This window comes from Geobacter hydrogenophilus (assembly GCF_018501225.1).
Taxonomy (GTDB): Bacteria; Desulfobacterota; Desulfuromonadia; order Geobacterales; family Geobacteraceae; genus Geobacter; species Geobacter hydrogenophilus.
The window spans coordinates 347,640-372,055 of sequence record NZ_JAHCZI010000002.1 but is presented as its reverse complement, the minus strand read 5'-3'; the positions used below and the strand labels follow the sequence as shown (position 1 = coordinate 372,055).

The 24,416-nt window shown below is 54.6% G+C and carries 21 protein-coding genes; 5 read left to right on the top strand and 16 right to left on the bottom strand.

What is annotated here, in order from left to right; genetic code table 11:
• Positions 1–42: 42 nt before the first annotated feature.
• The 12 genes from KI811_RS05320 to KI811_RS05265 form a co-directional block, all read right to left on the bottom strand.
• On the bottom strand, positions 43–390 hold the full coding sequence (locus KI811_RS05320) for a DUF192 domain-containing protein (RefSeq protein WP_214185439.1): 348 nt from the start codon (positions 388–390) through the stop codon (positions 43–45).
• Between the two features lie 6 nt (positions 391–396).
• Positions 397–1,422, bottom strand: coding sequence for a DUF362 domain-containing protein (locus KI811_RS05315; protein WP_214185438.1), 1,026 nt, complete (start codon positions 1,420–1,422; stop codon positions 397–399).
• Positions 1,409–2,170 carry a prenyltransferase/squalene oxidase repeat-containing protein gene (locus tag KI811_RS05310; protein WP_214185437.1) on the bottom strand — a complete coding sequence of 254 codons (762 nt, stop codon included), beginning with the start codon at positions 2,168–2,170 and terminating at the stop codon, positions 1,409–1,411. Before KI811_RS05310 ends, KI811_RS05315 begins: the two co-directional genes overlap by 14 nt.
• Positions 2,171–2,322: 152 nt before the next feature.
• Entirely contained in the window at positions 2,323–3,243 is a 921-nt protein-coding gene (locus KI811_RS05305; RefSeq protein ID WP_214185436.1) for a type II secretion system F family protein, read from the bottom strand.
• Positions 3,244–3,252: 9 nt separating this feature from the next.
• Positions 3,253–4,218, bottom strand: a complete 966-nt coding sequence (locus tag KI811_RS05300) for a type II secretion system F family protein (protein ID WP_214185435.1) — start codon at positions 4,216–4,218, stop codon at positions 3,253–3,255.
• Positions 4,219–4,231: 13 nt separating this feature from the next.
• Positions 4,232–5,542, bottom strand: a complete 1,311-nt coding sequence (locus tag KI811_RS05295; protein ID WP_281875556.1) for a TadA family conjugal transfer-associated ATPase — start codon at positions 5,540–5,542, stop codon at positions 4,232–4,234.
• Positions 5,543–5,575: 33 nt separating this feature from the next.
• Complete coding sequence (locus KI811_RS05290) at positions 5,576–6,697, bottom strand: CpaE/TadZ family protein (RefSeq protein ID WP_214185434.1); 1,122 nt, start codon at positions 6,695–6,697, stop codon at positions 5,576–5,578.
• 41 nt (positions 6,698–6,738) lie between these two features.
• Positions 6,739–7,917: a pilus assembly protein TadG-related protein gene (locus KI811_RS05285; RefSeq protein ID WP_214185433.1), complete on the bottom strand. Its 1,179-nt coding sequence runs from the start codon at positions 7,915–7,917 to the stop codon at positions 6,739–6,741.
• The gene (locus tag KI811_RS05280; protein WP_214185432.1) at positions 7,896–9,362 is read right to left on the bottom strand and encodes a type II and III secretion system protein family protein; all 1,467 of its coding nucleotides are present in this window, start codon (positions 9,360–9,362) and stop codon (positions 7,896–7,898) included. The genes KI811_RS05285 and KI811_RS05280 overlap by 22 nt, the downstream gene beginning before the upstream one ends.
• Before the next feature lie 47 nt (positions 9,363–9,409).
• Entirely contained in the window at positions 9,410–10,285 is an 876-nt protein-coding gene (cpaB, locus tag KI811_RS05275; protein ID WP_214185431.1) for a Flp pilus assembly protein CpaB, read from the bottom strand.
• A gap of 29 nt (positions 10,286–10,314) precedes the next feature.
• A complete protein-coding gene (locus KI811_RS05270) occupies positions 10,315–10,749 on the bottom strand; it encodes a TadE/TadG family type IV pilus assembly protein (protein ID WP_214185430.1) in 435 nt (144 codons plus the stop codon).
• Between the two features lie 357 nt (positions 10,750–11,106).
• Positions 11,107–11,310, bottom strand: a complete 204-nt coding sequence (locus tag KI811_RS05265; RefSeq protein ID WP_214185429.1) for a Flp family type IVb pilin — start codon at positions 11,308–11,310, stop codon at positions 11,107–11,109.
• 569 nt (positions 11,311–11,879) lie between these two features.
• Here KI811_RS05265 and KI811_RS05260 point away from each other — a divergent pair.
• The 5 genes from KI811_RS05260 to KI811_RS05240 all read left to right on the top strand — a co-directional run bounded on the left by KI811_RS05260 (position 11,880) and on the right by KI811_RS05240 (position 16,537).
• On the top strand, positions 11,880–13,298 hold the full coding sequence (locus KI811_RS05260; protein WP_214185428.1) for a cyclic di-GMP-binding domain-containing protein, MshE-related: 1,419 nt from the start codon (positions 11,880–11,882) through the stop codon (positions 13,296–13,298).
• A gap of 104 nt (positions 13,299–13,402) precedes the next feature.
• Positions 13,403–13,810, top strand: a complete 408-nt coding sequence (locus tag KI811_RS05255; protein ID WP_214185427.1) for an MbcA/ParS/Xre antitoxin family protein — start codon at positions 13,403–13,405, stop codon at positions 13,808–13,810.
• A complete protein-coding gene (locus KI811_RS05250; RefSeq protein WP_214185426.1) occupies positions 13,810–14,496 on the top strand; it encodes an RES family NAD+ phosphorylase in 687 nt (228 codons plus the stop codon). Before KI811_RS05255 ends, KI811_RS05250 begins: the two co-directional genes overlap by 1 nt.
• A gap of 577 nt (positions 14,497–15,073) precedes the next feature.
• Positions 15,074–15,358, top strand: coding sequence for a putative quinol monooxygenase (locus KI811_RS05245; RefSeq protein ID WP_214185425.1), 285 nt, complete (start codon positions 15,074–15,076; stop codon positions 15,356–15,358).
• A 15-nt stretch (positions 15,359–15,373) separates the two neighbouring features.
• Positions 15,374–16,537 (top strand): MFS transporter, encoded by a 1,164-nt coding sequence (locus KI811_RS05240; RefSeq protein WP_246551382.1) that lies wholly within the window; start codon positions 15,374–15,376, stop codon positions 16,535–16,537.
• Between the two features lie 25 nt (positions 16,538–16,562).
• On the opposite strand, the gene KI811_RS05235 is transcribed toward KI811_RS05240, so the two are convergent.
• The 4 genes from KI811_RS05235 to KI811_RS05220 form a co-directional block, all read right to left on the bottom strand.
• Entirely contained in the window at positions 16,563–19,697 is a 3,135-nt protein-coding gene (locus tag KI811_RS05235) for an efflux RND transporter permease subunit (protein ID WP_214185424.1), read from the bottom strand.
• A complete protein-coding gene (locus KI811_RS05230; protein ID WP_246551448.1) occupies positions 19,694–20,878 on the bottom strand; it encodes an efflux RND transporter periplasmic adaptor subunit in 1,185 nt (394 codons plus the stop codon). The genes KI811_RS05235 and KI811_RS05230 overlap by 4 nt, the downstream gene beginning before the upstream one ends.
• A 98-nt stretch (positions 20,879–20,976) precedes the next feature.
• Positions 20,977–22,617, bottom strand: a complete 1,641-nt coding sequence (locus KI811_RS05225; RefSeq protein WP_214185423.1) for an efflux transporter outer membrane subunit — start codon at positions 22,615–22,617, stop codon at positions 20,977–20,979.
• 179 nt (positions 22,618–22,796) lie between these two features.
• Positions 22,797–24,410: a sensor histidine kinase, YfiR-like protein-associated gene (locus KI811_RS05220; RefSeq protein ID WP_214185422.1), complete on the bottom strand. Its 1,614-nt coding sequence runs from the start codon at positions 24,408–24,410 to the stop codon at positions 22,797–22,799.
• Positions 24,411–24,416 lie beyond the last annotated feature (6 nt).

Here is a 24,416-nt window from a genome sequence, read left to right as displayed (position 1 = left end):
ACATAACACACCCAAAGGTGTTTGTTTGAGGCAAATATCGGCTCAGTCTGGTTCGATTGCAATTGGATCACCCAGTTTTGTATTTGTAAGATCGACAGTTCCAGCAGGCAATTCAAGAACGCATTGGGCCTGCATATGAACACGCGACATTCGGTTTGGAAGCATATTTTTATTAAGTGCTACCACCGTCATCTTTTTGCCAAGAAAAAGAACATCTATCGCGAACCGCATGCCTAAGGTGTGAACCCCTTTGCACGGCGTTATGAGCAATCCCTTGCCTGCAGGCAGATGTCTTTTCCCCAGCAAACCCACTAGTCGTTTCAGTGGTGTGTCGGCCATAGCAAGATCGTCTGCCAACACTGTTTGTGTCGTTTTGTTAATGGCTTTCATTGGTGCTTAACCCAGCCTGATACCATGATGAGCAGGGATTTTATCTATAAGTGCAAAGTTAGTACGGACCGAAGCGATCTTTTCTCCCCGCTGGTCAATATTTGCTTCCTTTATCGGTCCTATCCGTCCCGATGCTGCCTTCAGATACCCGATTTTGTGCGGATCAATGCCCATGACCCTTGAACAGGTGGCGTCAACCGCCGCAAGATTGCGCCCCATGACCAACACCCCCGCCTGTTTGGGCGTACCCATGATGGGCCCGTCTCCCTCCATGCCGACGATGCCGTCAACAATTGCCAGGTGCGGTTTCAGCGTCAGGTTGATATCGAGGATGCATTTGTCGATGCCGGCAAAATGGAGCACATTCTTTGGCCAGCCATAGAAAGAGCCGGGCATGACACCGAACATGTTCTTCATCGAAAGCGTTACGCCGGCCCAATGGTGGGTTTTCATCTTGGGCATGGAAACTATTAAGTCAATCTGCTGAAGCGTTGAAGGGAAAACAAGTGCGGGCAGTTCAGACAAACGCCCCGCGTTTGCCACACGGAAGCCGCTGTCGTAGTTCAAGTCAACAAAGGGAATCCGGTCTTCATGCAGCACATCGCCTACGCCTGATTCTTCCAGAACCAGGATGGAGTCGCGACAGTGCCCCGGCCCTTCTGCAACCAGAACCCGGCTTGCGCCAAGGTGCTTGAACGCCTCCACCGCGCCACGAATGACCAAGGGATGCGTAATGATTGGACCGGCACCGGAGTGAGGTTCAACCATGTTTGGCTTGAGCAGCACCCGTTTCCCCTGGATCTCCTTCACGCCGACGCCCAATTCGCGAAGACCGTTCACAATAACCTTGGCAATGTCGGCATTGTAGTGCTCAACCTTGGCAATAAAGGTTTCTGCCCGTTGCCTTTCAAAGGAACAACCATTAAGGAATACTCCGCCGGAGAGCAGAATGGCGCCTCCTGTGGCGGAGCGGCGCAGGAATTCACGACGGGTCATTAATGATTCAGACAAGAACTGTTCAGGCCGCACCACGGCGATCTCCTTCCGAGGAGAACATGCCTGCGGGATTACCGTTGGTGGCGAGTACCACCATCAGCAGGGAGAGGAGGGAGGTGTCATAGGGGCCATATTTTTGTTGTAATTGACAACTCTCAGCAACCACATCGGCAATCGCCGGCTGAGTAACACCCCATGCCCCCAGGCCAATGATTCCCCACCCCAGAGAAAGGGGAGAGCGGATTCTGGAAACCTGCGCTGCAAGATAATCAAGACTCTTTTGTACCCGCTCCTTGGGTACGTGCCCGGCCAAAGCGGCGAGGGCAACCCCGGTACAATCGGCCTGCGGTAACTGTACCTGATCGAAAACAACTGTACTGCCGCAATTCCAGCCACCGCCGGGCAATTGCAGGCTCATCAGAACATCAACTCCCTCGCCAATGCGCTTGTGTCCGCCGTGTCCTGCCGAGGAGAGTGCCATGATGGCAAGGGATGTGGGGACCACCCACAAGTGTGTCCCTGCCGTCCACGGCCAACCGCGCTTGGTCGGGCTGTCCTTCAAGCGCTTGTTGCCGGTTTGCAGCAGGAACTCGATGGCCTGGTTCTGATTTTGTTGATACGAAGTTGAATCATTCCAGGCAAGAACTGCGAGTGAGGTGGGCCAAAAGGCATCGGGAGCTTCGCTGGAAACGGGAACACTCCCATTCTTCATTTGTGCGGCCGCCAGGCGCGTTCGGCCCGCTTCAGCCAATTCATGCCGTCTGCCGGCGGCTTCCAGTGCCATAATTGCCCAAGCAGTCGAGTCGGGCCGAAAGGTGCCTCCCGGCCGCTCCGCAAACCCTCCGTCAGCCTGCACTCTTCCGCAAAGCTCGCCAAGAATGTTATCGAGCAGCCCTTTGCCCATAGAAAATACTATCCAATCAAATTCGTTAATGCTTAGTGTTGGAACAGGAGTCTGATTTTGAACATGGCAGGCCCGAGGATTACCACCAGCAGAGCCGGGAAAATAAAGAACACCAGGGGGAAGAGCATCTTGATCGCTGTCTTGGCCGCAGCCTCTTCGGCATACTGCCGCCTCTTGGTGCGAAGGGTGTCGGAGTGAATGCGTAACGCCTGGCTGAGGCTCGTGCCGAATTTCTCCGTCTGCACCAGCATCATCACGAATGCCCTCATATCTTCCAGCGACGTTCTTTCCGCCATGTCTCTCAGGGCTTCGGAGCGCGGTTTGCCCGCCCTGGTTTCCATGGCAGCCACCTTTACCTCTTCAGCCAGGGGATTTCCACGAAACTGCGGGTTTTCGCTTGCGCGGATCATCGCCGCATCAATGCTGAGGCCAGCCTCCACGCAAACCGTCAGAAGATCGAGTATGTCAGGGAGAGTCTGGAACATCAGAAGCTTACGTTTTTCCGCCTTCCGATGGACGATGTAGCTGGGGAGCAGATACCCAATGATGGCAAACATCACCGCATAAAGCATGGTTTGCATCTGCGCCAGGGCACCCTTGGGAATGGCATAGAGAAGAATGAAGATTACGGGCAGCCCAACGGCAAGGATGATCTTGCTCCCAAGGAAGATGTAGAGGGATTCTTTTCTGTAGCCGGCAGCCAGCAGCATCTTCACGTACTTTGACTGCTCCTTGTTAGACTGGGTAATCTTGCTCCCCATCCTGGCAAGGAATAGCTGCAGGGGGGTTTTCTCCTTGATCAGAGAGAACGTTTCCGGTTCGCTCTTTTGGGTGGTGGACAGTTTCTCCAGCCGCTCCTTGACGATGCTTCCGCGGGTCAGGTACGGGTAGAGCAGGGCGACGGTCAGCAGCGACACGGAAATAAAGATCGATACGGTGATTATCGTAAGCATCGGGTCACCCTAAATCCTGATATTGATGATTTTGCGGATGAACAGAAAGCCCAGCAATTGTGAAATAATGGCGTACCCAAGGATGTATTGGCCTTCCCGCTCTTTGATCAGAACATCTTCGTATCCCGGCATGATCATGTTGAAAATGAGAAAGGTGACAATAGGCAATGCCCCGAGCACATAGCCCGACATCCGCCCCTGTGCGGTAAAAACCCGCACCTGTCTCTTGATCTTGAGCCTTTCCCTGATGGTATCCGCAAGCTTGTCGAGAATTTCAGCAAGATTGCCCCCCACCTCGCTGTTGATGCTGACCGCAGTGGTAAAAAAACGAAGATCCACGCAGTCGATTCGGTCAACCATGTTGATAAGGGCGTCCGTGATTCTCAGCCCCAGTTTCTGCTGCTCGTAGGCAGTCTTGAAGAGCTCCTTGGCCGGTTCAGCGATTTCATCGCCAACCAGTTCCACCGCGCTGGTAAGGGAGTGGCCGGCCCGCAGGGAGCGAGACATCATGTTCAGTGCTTCCGGCAGTTGTTCGGTGAACTTGTCCAGCCTTTGGTTCTTCTTGTAGTACAGGAACAGGAAGATGCCGACGATTGTCACCACCGAAAAGCCGGTGGCCAGGAGATATCTCCGGGAAAGGATATAGACAACGGCGAAAATGACCACCGTCGCCACAAAGGAATAGAGGAGAAAATTGGTCAGGGTGATTTTGAGACCGGCATGGTCGAGCAGGCGTTCGACATTCTGCAGCGCGGGGATACGGGAAAACAGTCGGTCGAGCGGTGGAGTTTCCTTGATGATTTCCGTCCGCAGATCGTCGGGCATGCTCAAGAGGTCGGACGATGAGCCTGCCATGCGCCGCAATCTTCTTTTCAGCACAGCCGCGGATGACTCCTTGGCAGCCGTAACGGCGAAGAAGAGGGCGCACACTATCAGAAAAACGGCAATGAATGTCAGGATGACGACTGCTATCACGGATCGCTCCTCTTTATTGGAAGATGCCCGGAGGAAGCTCGAACCCTGCAATTTTCAGGCGTTCGGCGAACCGGGGGCGTACGCCGCTAGCCTTGAATTCGCCCACAACCTTTCCATCTTTGTCAATGCCGCGATGATGGAACGTGAAAATATCCTGCATGACGATGGTGCTTCCTTCCATGCCGGTAATCTCGGAAACGTTGACGATCTTCCGCGTTCCGTCCGGAAACCGCACCAACTGGATGATGACGTTGATGGCAGAGGCGATCTGTTCACGGATCGCCCGTTCCGGCAGATCCATCCCCGCCATGAGAACCATGGTGTCGAGGCGGGCCATGGCATCCCTCGTGGTGTTGGCGTGGATGGTGGAAATGGAGCCGTCATGGCCGGTGTTCATGGCCTGGAGCATGTCGAGGGCCTCGCCCCCCCGCACCTCGCCCAGGATGATCCGGTCTGGCCGCATCCGCAGGGCGTTTTTCACCAGATCCCGCTGAGTGACTTCGCCTCTCCCCTCGATGTTCGGCGGCCGTGTCTCCAGGCGGACCACGTGGTCCTGCTTCAGCTTTAGTTCGGCCGAATCCTCGATGGTAAGGATGCGCTCGCTGCCCGGAATGTACTCGGAAAGCACGTTCAGCAGCGTGGTTTTTCCCGTGCCGGTACCACCGGATATGAGGACGTTCAGCCGGGCCTTTACCACCCCTTCCAGGACAAGACGGATTCTCTCGTCAAGGGCGCCCAGGCGCAGAAGATCACCGATCTTGAGCGGCTCGACACCGAAGCGGCGGATGGAGAGCACCGGCCCGTCAATGGCCAGGGGGGGGATGATGGCGTTGACCCGCGAACCGTCGGCAAGGCGCGCGTCCACGTAGGGGGACGATTCGTCGATCCGCCGCCCCACCTTCGAGACGATCCGCTCGATGATCTGCATGAGGTGATTGTTATTGCGGAAGATGACATCGACCTTTTCCAGTTTGCCGTGCTTTTCGATGTAGACACTGGAGCTGCCGTTGATCAGGATATCCGAGATGTCCGGGTCGGCCAGAAGCGGTTCGAGGGGGCCCAGGCCGAGGGTTTCATGCTGAACCTCCACGATAATCCGCTCTTTTTCGGAAGAGTTGAGCGGTACTCCCTCTTCGTGAATGAGACTTTCGGTGATGAGCCCGATCTCTCGCACCAGTTCACCGCTTTTCAGCAGGTCGAGCTTCCCGAGATCGATCCGCTCGATGAGCCGACGGTGGATTCTGGTTTTCACTTCCTGGAAATAGAGGAGATTCTTCTCGATGGAAGGGGATTCTTTCCCCATGAATTGTTCAGTAAACAGCACAGCACACCTCCTGCCTGCATAAATCAATTGCGGCTATTTCAACATATCGGCCAGTTTGACAATGGCCGAACTCACGCCCGACCGGGGTGAGAGCTTCACAATGGGCACTCCCCTGTTTATGGATGAAACCACCTCTGCGTATTCGTTGGGGACCGTGATGAAAACCTTCCAGTCCAGAACCTTTGATGCATCTTCAACCTTGATATCCGCCTTTGGCAGGTAGCGGTTCACCACCACCGTGATCTTGTCCCGGGTAAGGCCCTGCTTGTCCATGGCTGTCAGGTAGCGCTTGGCGTTTTTCAGGGCAGGGAGGCTGAGGACCGTGGTGAACAGGATGTGGTCCGAGTTCTTGAAAGTGGCCATATTGCAGCCGAACAGCGGCCCGCCGGTATCGATGACAATGTAGGAGAAAACCCCTTTAAGAAAGGCCAGTACACGGTTGACCTGATCCGGGGTTATCCCTGCCGTGTCCTCCACCTCCATCGGTTCGGTCAATACGTAAACCCCCGAAGAGTGCCTGGTCATGACGCTCATCAGAAAACTGGCGTCGAGCCGGGATATGTTGGAAGTGACGCTGCTCAGGGTGTACCGCGGGGTGACATCGAGAAAGGTTGCCACATCGCCGCTGAACAGGTTGAGGTCCACCAAGGCGACTTTTTCGTTCTTGGCGGCAAGGGCCGCCGCCACGTTCACCGCTACGGTGGTGGTACCCATGCCGCCGATGGGGTTGTAGACGGTGATGATCTTGCCGGATGGGGCATCATCAGGCTGCCGGGACTCCCACAGCCTTCCCGCCTTCTGCAGCGCCTCCAGAAGTTCTATCTTCTCGACCGGCTTTACAAGGTATTCAACCGCCCCGGCCCGCAGCAGCTTCAGTATCCAGTCCGGGTTCTTTTCAACAGCCGTAACGAAAATCGAAGTGCGGGGGTAGCGGGAGAGAATGGAGCGGATGGTATCCACCCCTTTTTCCAGTTCCTTCACTTCAAGAATGACGATTGCCGGGTTCCTGTCGTGGACCAGCCTCAGCCCGTCCTGAAGATCGCCGACGGAACCGAGCAGGGATATCTTGTTGCCAAAAAGTTTGAGATGATCCTCAATGGCATTACGCGAATAGCGGTCGCTGTCGATGATGATGAGGGAGATGCTAGAGGGCATAAAACAAAGATCCTGTTCTTCTAAAATAAATTTATCCGATGTTACTGGACGAGTTTTGGTTTGATTCCCGGCGTTGCAGCGCTGCTCGCACAATCAACGCAGGTGATCTGGTCTATTTCAACAAATTTTCCACCGCCAGTACAAACTCCGGAAGGAGCAAAATATCGTCTTGCTCCGCCACAGGGCATGCCGCCACCAGAACCGCACGCCCTACTGATTCTGATTTTAGCGTAGCCCCATATTACATGTGGGTCATTGGGGCCCTGTAAGCCTGGATTATTAGTTTCAGTGACAGGAGCTGAGACAGTCCATTTTGTAACAATTCGGTCGCCGGTTTGCCGATCTGTTACAAAGTTGCCAAGAGCATCTGTTTGGAACTCTTTATTGCCTGCGTCGTAATAGGGATCGTAGAAATCAGCTTCAATATCCTGATATACCGAATTTCCTGTTCCTTGGGTTGAATATAACGGCTGGTTGCATACTTCAACGTTAGGGGTCGTTTTTCCGCAAATGAGATCACTGACATTGAACCCTGGCGCCGTTGGGGTTGCCAGGAAGGACGTCCATGCCATTTCACCCGATGAAGTCGGCGTTGGGTTTCCTGTATCTGGACCTATGTAAAGCCTCCTTGGTAGAGAAGTTGAGCATGTCTGGCGGCCGATCATGAAATAAGGAGAAGTTGCCGATGGTACCCGCGCTGCTATCGCTTCCGCCGAAGCACTCATTCTTGGCCTGCCAAATACATTACTCAAAAAGAGATCGACCTGTCCCCCGATTGAAGCCCCGGCGGCATCTGTGCTGCCGGTCCTTCTGGCTCTTACTTGCACTGCATTTATGGGGGTTCTTGCCGTCGAAAATTTTGGGGAAAGGTTTCGGTTCCAGTTGCCAACCGTAATATCATTATTTGCACTCAAATCATTGCTGAAGTCTGATGAAATGACAACACTGCCAGTTGCCGCAACATTCGCGCCAGCAAAATTTACCGCCAGCCTTCTCGCACTTGTCTGGATAGTAAATGCACTGCCATTGAGTTTTGCGGCTCCAGCAAGCGCAGCTGAATCAGCCGCATTCTGCAACTGGCCCTTCGCGACATACATGTATCCCAGATCGACGGCCATCCCCACAAATGCGATCAGGACCATGAGCATCAGGGCGATGTAGACAGTCGCCACACCTCTTCTGTTGTTCAGGATCTTTATCATTCGCCCGTTGGTATCCATTGCAATTCCCTCTCCTGTTCAGGAGTCAGTTCCTTGTCAGTGGGAAGCTCGGTTTTCGTGCCGGGTGCCGATGGTTTGATGAGTTTGGGTGTAATGAAAAACACCAGCTCTTTTTCTTTCAAGTCATTCTCGGTTGAACGGAACAGGGCGCCAAGGATTGGTATATCGCCAAGCAGGGGAATCTTGGACATGGTCCTGATCTGGTCTTCCTGCAGCATACCTGCAAGCACGAGGCTTTCGCCGTCTTTCAATTCGACGTTGGTATTGACCGTCCTGGTATCGATAATCGGGTAGCCGTTCACTTCAAGTGTTCCCGTGATGGTGCTTACCTCGGCAGGATCGATTTTCAGCTTAATCAGTCCGTTGTCCGATACCTCGGGAGCAAAATTCAGCTTCACGCCAACATCGACGAACACAATCGAGGTGGTTGCCGTTCCCCCCGTGCTGGTGACGACATTGTAGGGAATCCGGCTCCCTGCAAGAAAGTTCCCCTTTTGACCACTTTTAACCAGCAGGTTCGGTTCCGCCAGGATCTTGGCATACCCTTTAGTACTAAGTGCCTGCAGAACCGCACCAATTCCTTCAGGGAAATATGAAAAACCGAGTTGATAGGGGGCTAGGGGGCCGAGACTCCCCAGTCCCACCACGTTTCCGGCGATGTTTTCACCCTCCCCATCGCCTGCATGCCCGGTTCCAAATCTTCTAGCTGATCCGCTGGGGGCTCCGATCAAGTTGGTAAAACCTTCTCCGTCCAATTGTTTCACCATTGCACTGAAGCCCAGTTTTTTAAGGGCTGTTTTGTCAACCTGGGCGACCTTTACCTGGAGAAGCACCTGTTCAGAGCATTTGTCATCTAGCTGGATGTGGTCAAGCACTAATGGCACAATTTCTTCTTTACTCTGTTCAACGACACCTGCAACTTCAGCTTTCTTAGTAATCACTACCTTTTCTTCAGCATACGCATCGGCTATGTGTTTCGCTTTATCAATGTCTCTTTGTCGACACGCTGTTCCGGTAAGTACAATGGTCTTATTTGCAAATTCAACTTCAATATTTGGAGCGAATTTATGAATTTGTGATTCAACTTGATATTTCGCTTGTGACTTTAATTGCCGATTATCCTTGGGACCATAAAGTTCAATGGCATCAAGAACTTGAAGGTCAAAAAATGACGGATTTGCATTTCCCTTTTCCCATACAAGTATAGTGGTCACTCCGACAGTTGTGCCGTTTATCAGTATCTGCTTCGGCGAGATAAGGGTCAGGTCTGCAATGGCCGGATTGGCGACCGACACCCGAACGGCAGGATTTTTCAAGTTAAGCAGCACGCTTTTGTTTATCGTTACCTCGGTAGGAATTCCTGCTTCTGCCGTAACGGCAGAGATTAGAACCACAACCGATGCAAGCACGGTGAGCAGTCTCTTTATATTTCCAGACAGATTCATTGGGGCACCTCATACATAACATTAAGGTAGGATCGCTTCAGCATGAATTATTCAGAGAACTGTTTGGTTGTTTTCTCTTTCCCCTTGATGATTTCAACGGTTACCGACAGGGGAGGGGAGGGCGAAGCGGATTTTCTCACGGATCTTGCCACTCGCTTGGCCGGTTGAGCAGGGGCAGCGGCAACGCGGACCACGGGGCGTTCTGCGCCGCTTATAACTTTGGCGATGGTGGCACCCCTGGAATCGACCTCTGCCGTGTCGATGATGTTTCTCAGCAACAGCTGAAGGGATCCCTTGTGGGAGGCGAGCACCAGCTTTTCCGCGTCATCGGGGGTGAGGTCAAGAGTCACCGTCGGTACGATTACCGGCTTGCCTTCCTTCTGTTCAGTTATCTGGCCGGTGGCCAGGATGGGGACGTTCTGCAGGACTATTTTGCTGATGGTGCTGTTTGGTGAATTGGGCATATCAGCGGTGAGGACCACGTCAACCCGGTTGTTGGGGGCGAGGAAGCCGGCCACGCCTGCCACCTCGTTGACGCCAACGGTAACGGCCCGATGCCCTTGGGGAACGATGTAGGTCATGACCCCGGTGGCCGTGGCCCCTTCCTTGGGCATCAGTTTCTGTTCGGTTATGGTGTCTCCGGCGGTGAGTTGGCGGACAACGATGCGTCCCTCCAGTTGCTGGGGCGCAGTGAAACTCCCCTGGGGAATGTTTTCAGTCGGTACGTTCGCTGTTTTAAGCTGTGCTGCGGATAGTTTGGCTCCGATGGGCATATCCACGGCCGCCACAACGATTGCCTGACCTGAGGCGGCCTTGGATTTGGCAGACTCTTTGCTCAGGTACGAGTAAATTCCCCAGGAAGCGAGTCCTGCGAAGAGAAGGGCAATTGCAGTTACCACAATTGCAGCATTAGGCCGTGTCATAGTCCCTCCAAAAGATGCTTGATAATTATTTATTCATAACGCATCGACGCCGCTCCTGTCAGGGTGTTTGCGATTCGTATCAGTCTTGGAACTACAGAATTGAAATTGCAGGTTACGGAAATTGTAACGATATCACCAGATCTCGCGGGGTTATTTCCAGTCACCGCTAAATTAGCAGTTGCAGTATTTTTATCGACGTATTGCAGTCCATCGTAAATCGTCTGCTGGATTGCATCGGTGCCACGGGCGGCAAAAGAATACGATAAATTTTGCGCTAAGTTGGGAGTCACAACTGCTGCCCTGGCGCCTGCTCTGGCGGCATTGTTCAGCATGTTCTTGATATACATGGCCCTACCGAATTCAACCATGCCGAAAACAAGCAGCATTAAAAGGGGGAGGACAAGCGCAAACTCTACCAACGCCTGGCCTTTCTGTTTCGTTTGATGAGAGAATTTCGCTTTCATGGTGATTCCACCAACTATAGTTGATGCTCGACTCACGATCCAGCTGTGAACGCCGAGTTGACGGCACTGAAGGAATTGTTCGTAGTAGAGCCGAGCCCTTGAACCATAAGGAATACAACGACAGCAATCATAAGCAGTATAAGGGAGTATTCAACAAGGCCTTGACCCCGTTCATTCCTGAAAATACGGTCTAAGCACACGCGTACCGAGGTGCAATTTTTCAAGACGTGCCCCATTGAAATCCTCCTTTCATCACGATCAATCCCAGCAATAAACTTTCAAAGGCTTGAGGGTAAAAAAGAGGGGAAGATTATTCCCCTCATTGAAAGATAACCGGTTCGGTCAGCCAAAAAATTCTTACGAAGGTTGTACCAGTGCACTGTTGACGGTGCTGAATGCGTTGTTGGACGATCCGCCGACATTCATCAGCATGGCAATGACCACAATGGCAACAAGAACCAGGATGAGTGCATATTCCACAAGACCCTGTCCCTTTTGGTCCCGTGCTGTCAGCAAGAACCGTGCATAAAGTGCGTTAATGAAATTGATAAGTTGTTTCATACCATTCTCCTCCTCTGTTTTGATTGATACTTGCCAGAACTGCCGCTATTCATTTAGTCCTTCGTTCTCTGTCCCCCCTTTTCGTTGGTTTGTTTGCTGCAAGATTCATGCTCTACCGGGATTAACCCGAAAAAATCACAACCACCTTCCTTGGTTCTGCTGACAAAAGCAGATGGGAGGTGCCTTTGGAGGGGGCAGAGTTTCTTCTTGCTTATATGTCGTGCACGCGAAGCAGTTCATGCAATGCCGTTAAATAACCAAAAAATGCTATAAAATAAAACATGTTTTCACTGACTGAATAGTATTTGACTTCCATAATAATTGGCGTTACTAAGTTTGTCAAACCATATAACTGTCTATTTTTTTGAAGTTTTACGTTTTTATTGTTATAAACACATTAAAATTATAACTCTTTAAAATCATTGGAGGTTGTTATCGGTTCGGCCGGGTAGGCAGAAAATAATGACAGGATTTGGTTATTTCGCTTGGTTGGTCCCACGCGGAGCATGCGGTTATTGTCTGAGTTATATGTTGTACAAATATGTCATGTTCGGATTTTAGGGGGGGGCATGGGAAGGCAATTGGGCAAAATGCTGGTCAGTGCTGGAATTGTTACTGAACAACAACTCCATGAAGGCCTTGAGCGACAGCGCATTCACAAGGGGAAGCTGGGGGACAATCTCGAGGCGCTGGGTTATGTGCAGGACAGTGACCTAGTGAGGCTGCTCAGGCAGATTCCGCCACCACCAGTGAGGGTCGAGGATACGGGGCTGGAACTTTCCTTTATCGCCGATCTCGTGACAAAACACATCGTTTTTATGAGTGAATTCACCCTTGTCGATGTGGAGGAAAGGATCAAGCTCCCGGCCTCTATTGTTGATGCCAGCGTGGAAATGCTGCGTCGCGGCAAAATCGTGGAAGTTCTGAGTGCCGAAGGGTACGCGACGTCAACATACCGGTTCAGGATCACGGAGTTGGGGAGAAAGCGGGCCCAGGATCTTTTGGATATCTGCCGTTACGTGGGTCCGGCACCAGTCCCCCTGGACGTTTATCACACTATGGTTGTGACTCAGTCCATCAACGGCATTCCTCTTGATGAAGGGGTACTTCGCAAGGCCTATTCCCATCTGGTGATCGAGGATAATTTCTTTAGTCGCCTGGGGCCGGCAATTGCCTCAGGGAAATCACTGTTCATGTATGGCCCGTCGGGGAATGGCAAGACCGCTCTGGCCGAGAACATCAAAGCAATGTTGCCCGACACGATTCTGATTCCCTATGCGATCATCGTGATGGGGCAGATCGTGAATATCTTTGATCCAGTGACCCATGAGCTGGCTGAAACAGGATACCCGCCAGATGAACTGGACCAGCGGTGGGTTGTTACCAAGAGACCGGTTGTGGTGGTTGGCGGCGAACTGACCGCCCGCATGCTTGACCTTGATTTCAATTCCATCGCCAAATATTACGAAGCGCCGTTGCAGATGAAGGCCAATAATGGACTTTTTATCATCGATGACTTCGGACGACAGCAGATCGAGCCTCGGGCTTTTCTCAATCGGTGGATCTTCCCGCTGGAAAAGAGGGTAGACTTCATCAACTTGCATACAGGGATAAAGATACAGATACCCTTTGACCTTTTCGTTATTTTTGCCACTAACCTCGAACCTGCCGAGCTTGTGGACGAGGCATTCCTCAGAAGGATACGGTACAAGATTAAAGTTGATAGGCCATCTACTGAACAATTCGAGGCAATTTTCAGAAAGGTCTGCGATCGTAATGGCATTGCCTTCGAGCCCCAGGTGTTCGAGCGGTTGATGGGGCATTACAGAAAGTCCGGGGTAAAGCTGGCTGCGTGCCACCCCCGCGATATCGTCGATCACATCATTGACAATTCGCGGTACAAGCATCGCGGAGTGCGGATGACAGAAGAGGCCATAGACGCCGCATGGGAAAATTACTTTGTGGAACCGGGCCAGCACAATGCCTGAGTAGTGCCTGTTTCTGGCAATTAAGGTTGAGCGCAAGTAGACTCTTCTTGTTGTATATTGCACATCATGAGTGTAATATGTAACACAAAGAGAGGTGCTCAAAGATGCTGCTGACTCAGACTCGACCTTCGGAAATTGACCTGCACACCACGGAAGCGCGCGGTGCTTTGGCCAAAATAATCATGAAGCTCTTTACCCATTGGGGGCTGTCGACTGCCGACCAACTGGAATTGTTGGGACTGAGCCCAAAGAGTCGCGGGCTTCTCGCGAGGTACGCAAAAGGCGAGGCGTTGCCGGAAGGGCGCGATTCCCTTGACCGGGTCGGGTATCTTCTGGCGATCCATAAGTCATTGCGGCTGCTCTACCCATACAATCCTGAAATCCGTTATTCCTGGGTGAATCGGCGCAACACGGCCTTTAACAATCTCACCCCTCTGGCGGTTATGAAGGAACAGGGAATTATCGGGCTCGCCAGGGTGGCACGGTATCTCGACTATTACCGGGGGCTCTAGTGAAGGCCCTGTTTGTAAAGACCAACGATTTCCAGGGCGACGTATTCCGGAATATTGTTTCCCTGCGTGAATCGGTCGACCTTTTTGACGATCTCACCGACGAGGCGGGCCAGAGTCAGTACGCGACCGTTGCTGAAGCAAGAGTTAAAGAACTTATTCCTATCGGCCTGCTCGATAGAGGTTTTCACTACACAACAGCCATAGACTACCCGTTCGCCAAAGAGCCATTTTTGCTTTCGCGCTATGGGAACGGGACGTTCGGCGTGTGGTATGGTTCCCTGCAGTTTGAGACCACTATCCATGAAACCGTCTTCCATATGATGCGAGAGGAAGCGAAGGTTGAAGGGTTAACGGGGCGGTTGGTACGGGAAAGGGCTGTCTATCTGGTCCGCGCCCGCGCTGTTCTCATCGACCTGGTTGGCAAGGAAAAACGGTATCCGGATCTCGTTTCCGATGATTACAGCTTCACGCAGCAAATAGCCGAGCGATTGCAGAAGGAAGGGCATCCCGGATTGTTGGCTCCGTCGGCCCGGAGTGCGGGGACGAACCTGGTGGCATTCACTCCGAATATCCTGAATGATCCGCGGGTAAACTGCTATCTGACCTATACCTACGATTACCAGGCAAAGACTGTCGAGGTTGAGCGGCAGCCCGGAGATGTCATTTATTCACACCAGTTCACGTAAGGCTAGATTTTTAGGAGAGCCGGTGGCACGTGCGAACCTGCTGCCAGTCGCCTGGCGTCGCACTCCTTGGCAGCTGAAAAAAAATTTACCTGGGTTGTTTGACATATCCAAACTGGAAGGTACACTTGAGTCAAAGCCTCAATGACCTCTTGTCGATGGCAATAACAGTCACCGAAAAGAAAGTCAGAGATGCTTTTCCAGCCTTGCAGGATTCTTAGTACACCAATGAAAAACTATTGGTCACTATGAATGAACAAGGCTGGCAAGCCCTGCGTGGTTCCCTCTTTGGTCAGTAAAAGTCAAAAAGGACGAAAAGCCATGCAGGGCTTGAAATGAGCCTTGAATGGTCGCTCCAGGATTCTGGACATCAACGATTTTGACCGTTCAAGGCTCGGAAAAGCCTTGGGTGCTTCTCACGGAGGAAAGTAAACCTCCCGAAAGAATACGCTCAAGGCTTTTTTTCGTAAAATGGTGTATTCTCTGGTGCACCGCCGGATGGGCTTTGCCAGACTCAATCAGGTCCGGTGGTAATCACCAGTTGCATATAAATCAATGAATTTCGCAAATGGAGGAAAACATGGCCGTAACCGTTGTTGCAAAGGTTGTAGTGCAAAAGGAGTTTGTTGAACCGGTGAAAGCCGAGCTTCTCAAGCTGATCGACCCGACGCGGCGGGAGAGAGGATGCATCGAGTACAGACTCCATCAGGACAACGAAGATCCTGGCGTGTTCATATTTTACGAGAACTGGGAAAGCATGGCCTCCCTGGAGCAGCACATGAAGACCGACCATTTCAGGAGCTATGTCTCTGCAGTAGAAGGAAAGCTTGTCAAGAAGGTCGTGAATAAAATGACCGGGATATAAGTCGATGCACCTTGAATGATGACTGAAGCCGCACCACCTCGCATGGACCTTCGTCTGGCCGCGCTCCTGATAGGAGTCATCCTTTCAACGGTCGATTCCAGCGCACTCAACCTGGCCCTGCCGACCCTCGCCGCCCATTTTGGAACCGATGCCAGCGCAGTCCAGGGGGCAATCTCGCTCTATCTGGTCGGTTCCGCCCTTGCGTTTCTTCCCCTCTCAAGTATTGCCGGGCGGATCGGGACGGTCAGGGTCTACCGCATATCCCTGGCTACGTTCGCCCTCATCTCCCAATTTCTTGCCTTTTCTCCCAACCTTCAGACGCTGCTTGTACTCCGTTTTCTCCAGGGAATCGCCGGTGCCGGCATCGTCGGCCTTGTCCCGGGGATGACTGCCGCTACCTTCAGGGAGCACCGGGGGTGGGCGTTGGGCATGGTTTCCGGCTCGGTGGCCGCAGGTACCCTGATCGGCCCGCCCCTCGGGGGCTTCCTGGTTGAATGGTTAGGGTGGCGTTCCATCTTCTACATAAACCTTCCGTTCGGCTTGCTGGCGTTGTTGTTGTCAAGCCGTTTGACCGAACTTATGGGTGTCGGCCTTGTCGAGGGACTGCGAAGGATTGTCCGTGCTCCCCGTTTCATTTTGGCACTGGCCTCCACCGTCTGCTTTTTCATCCACTCCTTCGGCACCAACCTCATCTGGCCCTTCTATCTGGAAGCGGGAGGAATGTCTCCCGCCAAGGTGGGGCTGTTCATGCTGGTTCCGCCCGTCATGCTCATGGTCGCCGGCCCATCGTGCGGAAAGATGTCCGACAGTAGAGGGTATGACCGGGTAAGCTGGCTGGGAAGTGCCGTGCTGATGGCAGCTTCCCTGGGCCAAGGGCTCAGCGGGTCCGTTATCATCGGCTTGATGGGCATCGGCATCGGGAGGGCGCTGTTCCAGGCTGCCAACAACGCCGCCGTTTTGTCACAGGCTCCCGAGGGGACGAACACGGTCGCCTCGGGCCTTCTGTCCATCGCCAGAGTGAGCGGTCAGGCGTTGGGAAGCGTCCTTGCCGGTATCTTATGGGGAAAACTGGAACATGGCGGCACCAGCAGGGCGTTTCTCGTGGTCAATCTGGTGATGGCCGCTGTCGCCGCGCTCGCCGGATGTCTGATCATCGGACGGAGCAGGATCAAGTCATAGCGGATCAGCGATAGTGGTTAGCGAATTATCGACGCAGGGTCCTCTTTGCGCGCCAATTGCCTACCCAGTCACTCATACGTTCCAGGACCACATAGAACACCGGAACGAACGGGATGGCGAGTAGGGTGGAGGAGATCATTCCTCCGAAGACGACGGTGCCGATGGCACGTTGGCCCGCTGAACCCGCACCGAACGCGACCACAAGCGGAACGACTCCCAGGATGAAAGCGAACGAGGTCATGACGATCGGGCGGAACCGGCGGCGGGTTGCCTCGATGGCGGCCTCGGCTATGGACATCCCTTCGTGGTGGAGGTCGCGGGCGAATTCCACGATAAGGATGGCGTTTTTGCTCGCCAGGGCAATCATCAGCACCAGCCCCACCTGGGTATAGAGGTTGTTGTCGTAACCGCGGATGATGAGGGCCAGAAGGACTCCGACCAGCGCTATCGGGACCACCAGAATGATCGCTGCGGGCGAAGTCCAGCTTTCGTACAGGGCCGCCAGGACCATGTAGACCAGGATGACGGAGAGGGCGTAGATGAAGTAGGCTTGTTTGCCCACCTTCTTTTCCTGGAAGCTGGTGGAGGTCCAGTCGAAGTCAATTCCCTCAGGGAGCTTTTCGGCGGCCATTCGCTCCATCAGGGTCAGGGCCTGACCGGAGCTGAAGCCGGGGGCGGCGGAGCCGAAAATGGCGGCGGCCGGGTAGAGGTTATACCGGGTTATCAGTTCGGGGCCCTGGGTCTGCCTGACATTAATCAGGGCGCCGAGGGGAACCATCTCTCCCCGTTGGTTGCGGACGTAGAGTTTTCCAATGTCTTCGGGCCTGATGCGGTAAGGGCTGTCGGCCTGAATATAGACCTGGAAGACCTGGTTGTATTTGTTGAAGAGGTTCACGAACGAGGAGCCGAGGTATGCCTGGAGGGTTTCAAAGACATTCGACATGGGTACCAGGAGGGCCTCCGCCTTGGTCCTGTCGATATCCAGGTACAATTGGGGGCTGCTTAAGCTGAAGGTGGAGGCGAGGCCCTTCAGTTCAGGTCGTGAGTTGCCGCTCCGCATCAGTTCGTCAGCGGCATCCTTGAGCCGTTCAAGACCGACGCTCCCCCGATCCTCCACCATCATCTGGAAACCGCCAGTCTGGCCGAGGCCCCGGATCGGCGGAGGGATGACCACAAACGCCTGTGCCTCCTGGACCTCGGCAAGCTGGCGATTGATGCTCGCTATGATCCTGTCCTGGTTCAGGGCGGAGCCCCGCTCGCTCCAGTCCTTGTAAACGACGAAGGTGGTGGACATGTTTGAGACATTGGCACCATCCAGGATCGACAATCCGCCGATGTGGACCCAGAAGTCGACACCGGACGTCCTTTTGAGAATCTCGTTGATCTGCGCCGCCACCTTCTCCGACCTGGGCTGTGAGGCCCCTTCGGGGATGCGGGACACCAGGACGCCGTAACCCTGGTCCTCGGTGGGGAGAAAGCCGAGCGGGCGATTTATGAATACCAGGAAAGAGGCTGTGACGATGATGGCGAAGATGACAACGAACAGAACCGGCCGCTTCACCATCCGGGAAACGACCCCAATGTAGACATTGGTGAAGGACTGGAACGCCCGGTTGAATCCCCGGTAGAACCAGTTAGGCTGTTTTTCCCCGCGCGGCCTCAGCCACAAGGAGCACTGGACCGGCTTCAGGGTAAGTGCGTTGATGGCGCTGATCACAGCCGTTGAGGCGATTACCAGGGCGAACTGGCGAAATATCTGCCCGGTGATTCCCGGGAAGAAGGCCGCCGGAAGGAAGACCGCGACCAGGGCAAGGGTAATCCCCATCACCGGCCCGGTCAGTTCCCGCATCGCCTTGATGGTGGCCTCCTTTGGGGCAAGCCCCTTTTCGATATAGTACGAGCTGCTCTCCACGATAACGATGGCATCGTCCACCACGATTCCGATGACCAGCACCAGCGCGAACAGGGTCATCAGGTTAATCGTGAAACCGAGTCCGGCCATGGCGATAAAGGCGCCGATGATGGTGACCGGCACAGTGGTTGCCGGAACCAGCATCGCCCTGATGTTCTGCAGGAACAGGAGGATGACGAAGAGCACCAGGAATGCGGCTATGAAGAGCGTGTCGTAGACACTGGAGATCGCCTCCCTGACAAACTTTGTGGTGTCGTAGCGGATGGCGTGTTTCATCCCGTCGGGGAATTTCTTGCTCATCCCGTCCAGGGCCTTGTAAACGCTGTCGGCCACATCGATAGCGTTGGCGTCCGGAAGGGCGAAGACCACGATCTGGGCTGATTTGTGGCCAGTGAATCGGGCGTAATTGCTGAAGTTCTGCTGGCTCAGATCTACCCGTGCCACGTCTCGCAGCCGGACCACCTGCGGGGCCGGGCCGGTTGCGGTCTTGACGACGATATCTTCGAACTGCCCCACATCAGAGAGCCGGCCAAGGGTGGTAACAGTGAACTGGAAATTCTGGCTCGCCGGAACCGGCGGCGCGCCGAGCTGTCCCGCCACCACCTGGACGTTCTGCCTCTGGATGGCGGTCAGAATGTCGCTTGTGGTGAGGTCGAAGCTCTGGAGCCTCTTGGCGTCGAGCCAGACCCTCATGCTGTACGGACCAGCGCCGAATACCCGTACCTGGCCGACGCCGGGGAGCCTAGCCAGCGGGTTTTGCAGGTTTATGACGGCATAGTTGGAGAGGAAGATCTCCTCGAATCTCTCATCCTCAGAATAGAGGCTGGCCACCAGCAGGATGTTGGGGGAGACTTTTTTTACGGTGACTCCCTGCTGCTGCGCCCCGCCCGGAAGCTGGGCCAGGGAGGTATTTACCAGGTTCTGGACAAGGGCAAGGGAGGTGTTGAGGTCGGTTCCGACATCGAAGGTGATGGTCAGGCTATAGGAGCCGTCACTCCCGCTGGTGGACGACATGTAGATGGAGCCTTCCACGCCGTTCACCGCCTGTTCGATAGGGACCCCGATGGTTGCCGCGACAACCTCCGCGCTTGCGCCGGGGTAGCGCGCGGTCACCTGTATGGTCGGCGGCACAATCTGGGGGTACTGGGCCACTGGCAGGCGATTCAGGAAGATCAGTCCGATGATGACCGTGACCAGCGCGATGACATTGGCGAAGATGGGGCGTTCGATGAAGAACTGGGAAATCACGGCTTGACCTTCGGTTCCGCAGTAGTGCGGGAAGGGGTGGACGCAGGCTCCGCATCCTCCCGTACGGGTGTGACACGGCTTCCGGAGGGGGCTTTCAGCTGGCCTTTGACGATGACCCATTCGTTTCCGTCAAGGCCTTGTTCGATCACGCGCAGGGAATCCTCCTGGTGGCCCACCTTGACGGCGCGCCGCTCCACCGTATTCTTGCCGTTGACGGTCAGCACGTACGACCCCTGCTGGTCGCTTCTTACCGCCGTGTCGGGAATCAGGAGGGCGACCCTCCTTTCCAGCGGGAGACGGACCTTCGCGTACAACCCGGGGAGTATCCTTCCCGACGGATTCCGGAAAACTCCCCGTAACAGCAGCGTTCCGGTGGTAGGGGTGAGGCTTGTGGCGGCAAAATCGACATACCCCTTGTGCGAATACCCCTCTTCCTGTGCAAGGGCGATAAATACGGGGCGTTTTTCTGTTTTGGCAACGCCGGGAAGACTGTTTGACTTGAGCAACCGGGCCAGATCCAGGTCGCTGACCGTGAAATATACGTAAATGGGATTGATCTGGATGAGTTGGGCAAGAACGGAGTTGTTCGTTTCAGAGCCCACCAGATTTCCCGGGTCCTGCTGTCTTCGATCAATCCGTCCGCTAAAGGGGGCCGAGACCAGGGTGTAGCCAAGATTGAGCCTTGCGAGGTCCCGATTCGCCTCCGCAGCCTTCAGGTTGGCCCTGGCAGAGTCCCGCTGGTATCTCCAGTTGTCCACGTCAGTCTGGGTAGCGGCTTTATGGGGCAACAGGTTGGAGTATCGGATCAGTTGACCCTCGGCGTACTCAAGCTGCGATCTCAGCGCCATGACCTGGCCCTCTGCCTGGCGGAGGGAGGCCTCATAGGTGTTCCGCTGTATCTGAAAGAGCGGTTGCCCATTGTTGACCATCTGCCCGTCCCGGAAAAAGACCTTCTCAAGATACCCGGGAACACGAGCTACCAATTGCACAGAGTTGACGGCCTGGGTGTTGCCGGTCAGTTCCAGGTAATCGGTAACTTCACGTTTCACGGGGTGAGAAACGGTCACCTTCGGGGGCGGGGGAGGGGGCGGCGGGGGCTTCTTGCATCCGACCTGAAGAAGGGCGAGAAGTGGCAGAACCCAGAGCACACGGCAATGTAATGGTTGGAAAGAGGTTTTCATTCCGCGAAACATAGCCACATTGCCTCCCTGGCCCGCATCAGACTAGCTAATATCTCCGCTCAAGTACTTGATCTATTCATGATGCCGCGGCAAAACGGTCACCAGTCCGGCCAGCGTCCCCCCGGTTCACTCTCCGGGGGGATGGGCGGATTGTATGATGCCGGGGTAAGGAGCTTTCCCCAATCGGTCCGCTGTTCCATTTCTGCTCTGATTTCAGGGGGAACCAGTTCTTTTCCTTCCCGTATCTCCCAACCCCCGCCCAGTGCCCTGTAGACACCAACCAGACTGCTCGCGATGGTGCCCATGGTTGTGGCCAGGCTGTCCTGCTCATTCAAGAGGGACTGCTGCGCGATAAGCACAGTGGTGAAATCCTTGATCCCCTGCTGATACTGGAGGACCGCGAGATCGAGAGATCTCGCCGCAGCGGCGGTGCTCCGGGCCAGGTATTCAGCCCGGTCGCGGGCCCGCAGGAAGGCTACCAGGTTGTCCTCCACCTCCTGCTGCGCAGTGAGCACCATGTTCTGGTAAGTGATGAGCAGTTCCTGGAGGCGCGCATCCTGGAGCCGGACATTGTTCGAAATCCGACCGTAATTGAGGATGTTCCACTGGAATGAAGGGCCTGCCTGTATGAAACGGCTGCTCCAGTTGAACATGTCGCTCAGGCTGGAACTGCCGATATCGGTTGAGAGGAATCCGAACGTGCCGGAGAGGGAGAAAGCGGGATAGAGGTCAGCCTTTGCCACGCCGATCTGGGCGCTCTGGGCCGCTGCACGGTGTTCCGCGGCGCGGATATCGGGCCGGCGGCGTAGCAGGTCGACCGGGATGCCCAACACAATCTGGGGGGGAGAAACGGGGATATGGGCAGGACCATTCAGATAGCCGGTCAGGTCGCCCGGCGCCATTCCCAGCAGAACGCTGAGACCGTGTTTGGTCTGCCGGAGTTGCGCTTCCAGGGAGGGGAGCGCGGCAAGGGTGTTATTGAGCGAAGTTTCGGCCTGATCCAAGTCCAGCTGTGTTGCTGTGCCGTACTTGAACCGGGCTTCGGCGATGTTCAGGTTCTCTCTCTGGGTTTGCGCGTTCCGGCGGGCAATGTTGAGCCGTTTTTCCAGGGTCCTGATGGTAATGTAGGAATTGGCGACATCCGCCGTAAGAGCCACGAGCGCATTGTCGTAGTCGGCCACAGAGGCAAGCCAGCCGGCATCGGCCGATTCGATGGCCCGCCTGAACTTGCCCCAGAAATCGAGTTCCCAACTGGCCGTCAACCCGATCTGCGATTGCCAGAACGATAACCCGGAGCCCCCCCCGGGCGACGCGCTGCTTTGGCTGGCGGAAGATTGTTGGGTGCCGGTCTGCACAGACCCCTGGCTTGTCCTGTTGTAGTGAACCGAGCCAAAGCCCTGCTGGGTCTGCGGGAAATACTCTCCGACCACTATGCCGAGCAGTGCTCTGGCTTCGAGCACTCGCGCTCCGGCGATCCTGAGGGTGAGGTTCTCTCGGTAAGCGTGGTCAATGAGGCGGTCGAGGATCGGGTCGTTGAATACCCGCCACCAACTGCGATAATCCGTGGTACCGGTTTTCCCCAGGTCTCCTTCTGCCCCGGTCCAATCAGATGGAACCGCGACATCGGGCCTGTGAAAATCCGGCCCCACTTTGATGCAACCAGAGAGGATGAATACGGCTGCCAGCAATACGCATTGACGCCGGCTCTTGTTGAAGGTGGTGCGCCTTTGAACGAACATTGCCGTACGAGCCCATCCTTGGTCCGTTCACTGTTGGAATGAAGGTTCCGGTAGCACCCTTCGACGGTCGTTCCGCAGTGAAAGTCGGCAGTAATGCTGTCTCCCGCATGTCTGTGAATGACGATAATAAACCCTAGCAACAATACCCCTTATGTCAAGAAGGAGGCGCGCCGGAGAGCTTACTGATACTCCTTTCCTGAATCTGATTGCTTGGGGATAAAGACGCTAAAGGTTGTCCCCACTCCCGGTTCTGATTCGCATTCGATCCGTCCCCCGAAGCGACGCACAAGGGTCTTCACACAGGCGAGGCCCATCCCTTCGCCCACGGTATCCGGGCAGTTTCCCCGACGGAACAGCTCAAACATCTTTCCCCTATCCCCCGGTGCTATTCCTCGTCCGTTGTCGCTGATGCGGAGAGTCGTTCCATCCGCTTCTTCGCAAGCGATGACTTCGATGCGTCCGGGGCGTTCCGCTGCCAGGTACTTGACCGCATTGTCCAGCAGGTTGCCGATGATCTGCTCAAGCGCCATCTTGTCTATGATGATTTCCGGAAGCTCGCCGACCGTGACCGTGACGCTGCGCTGCTCAAGCTGGTGTCGCAACGATTGCAGGATAGAATTGACGATCGTCATGACGCTGACCGTTTCGAGCCTGATTTCTCGCCGCCCCATGTAGGAGAGTTGCAAAACCGCGTTGATGAGCGCATCCATCCGGGTGACCGAAGAGCTGATGAATCCGAGGGCCTCTGGTGCATCCTGCTGCAAGGCGCACCTGACCTGCTCACGCTCTTTTCCGCAAAGAGAGGTAAGAGATTGCTCAAGGAGGGGGATCGCGTCCTTCAGCGCCAGATCAAGCTCGGATGCAAACCCTTTTATGTTGATGAGCGGTGCCCGAAGATCATGCGAGACCATATAGGCAAAGCTTTTAAGTTCATCATTGATGTCCCGCAGTTCCCCGGAATAACGTTGCAGCTGCTCTTCAGCGCGCTGGCGCTCCACAAGCTCACGCTGCAGCTGTTTGTTGGCCTCCGCGAGTTCCGCCGTACGGCTTGCCACTGTTTGCTCAAGCTGTCTGCGATGCAACTCCAACTCCCTATCCCTGCTCTGGATCTGGACCAGCATCTCGTTGAACCCTTGCGCCAGGGAGCCGAGTTCGTCATCATTCCATGCCGAGGCCCGCACGGAATAGTCCCCCTCGCGGGAAACGGTACCCATAACCTGTACCAGATCAAGGATGGGGCTGGTGACAGCCCGTTGCATCCTGGACAACAGGAGGAAGGCAATCCAGAGCGATCCCGAGAAGACGATGACCATGATTGTTGTGTACCACCACAAACGGCCAAGTAATTCCCTGAGATCCGATTCGATGAGTATGGTGCCGATCGGTTCCCGGTCGAGGATGATAGGCTCGACCACAACAATGCTGTTGGCAGCAATAGAGTAGCCATTCTTCAGGGGAGGGGAGATCGGTTTGACTCTCTCCCCGTTTCGCAGGTAACGGGCAAATATCTCACCCTCGCGGGTATGGATTGTCGCTTGGACGATATTGGGCGCAGCGCTCAGAGCTCCCAAAATTTCATTTGCCACCCTCGGATTGTTAAAGCTCAGTGCCGCCGTGCTGTTGCTGCCGGTGATCCGTGCCTGAACCGTCAAGCTGTTCACCAGGGAGCGGCGGTATGAAACCATCTCATTGAATATCAGGGCAGCCCCGGATATGAGCAGTGCTACGCCGGTCGTCGCCATGCTGATCAGCATCATTTTCCGCTTTATCGTCGCTTGTCGAAATATACGCATACCGGC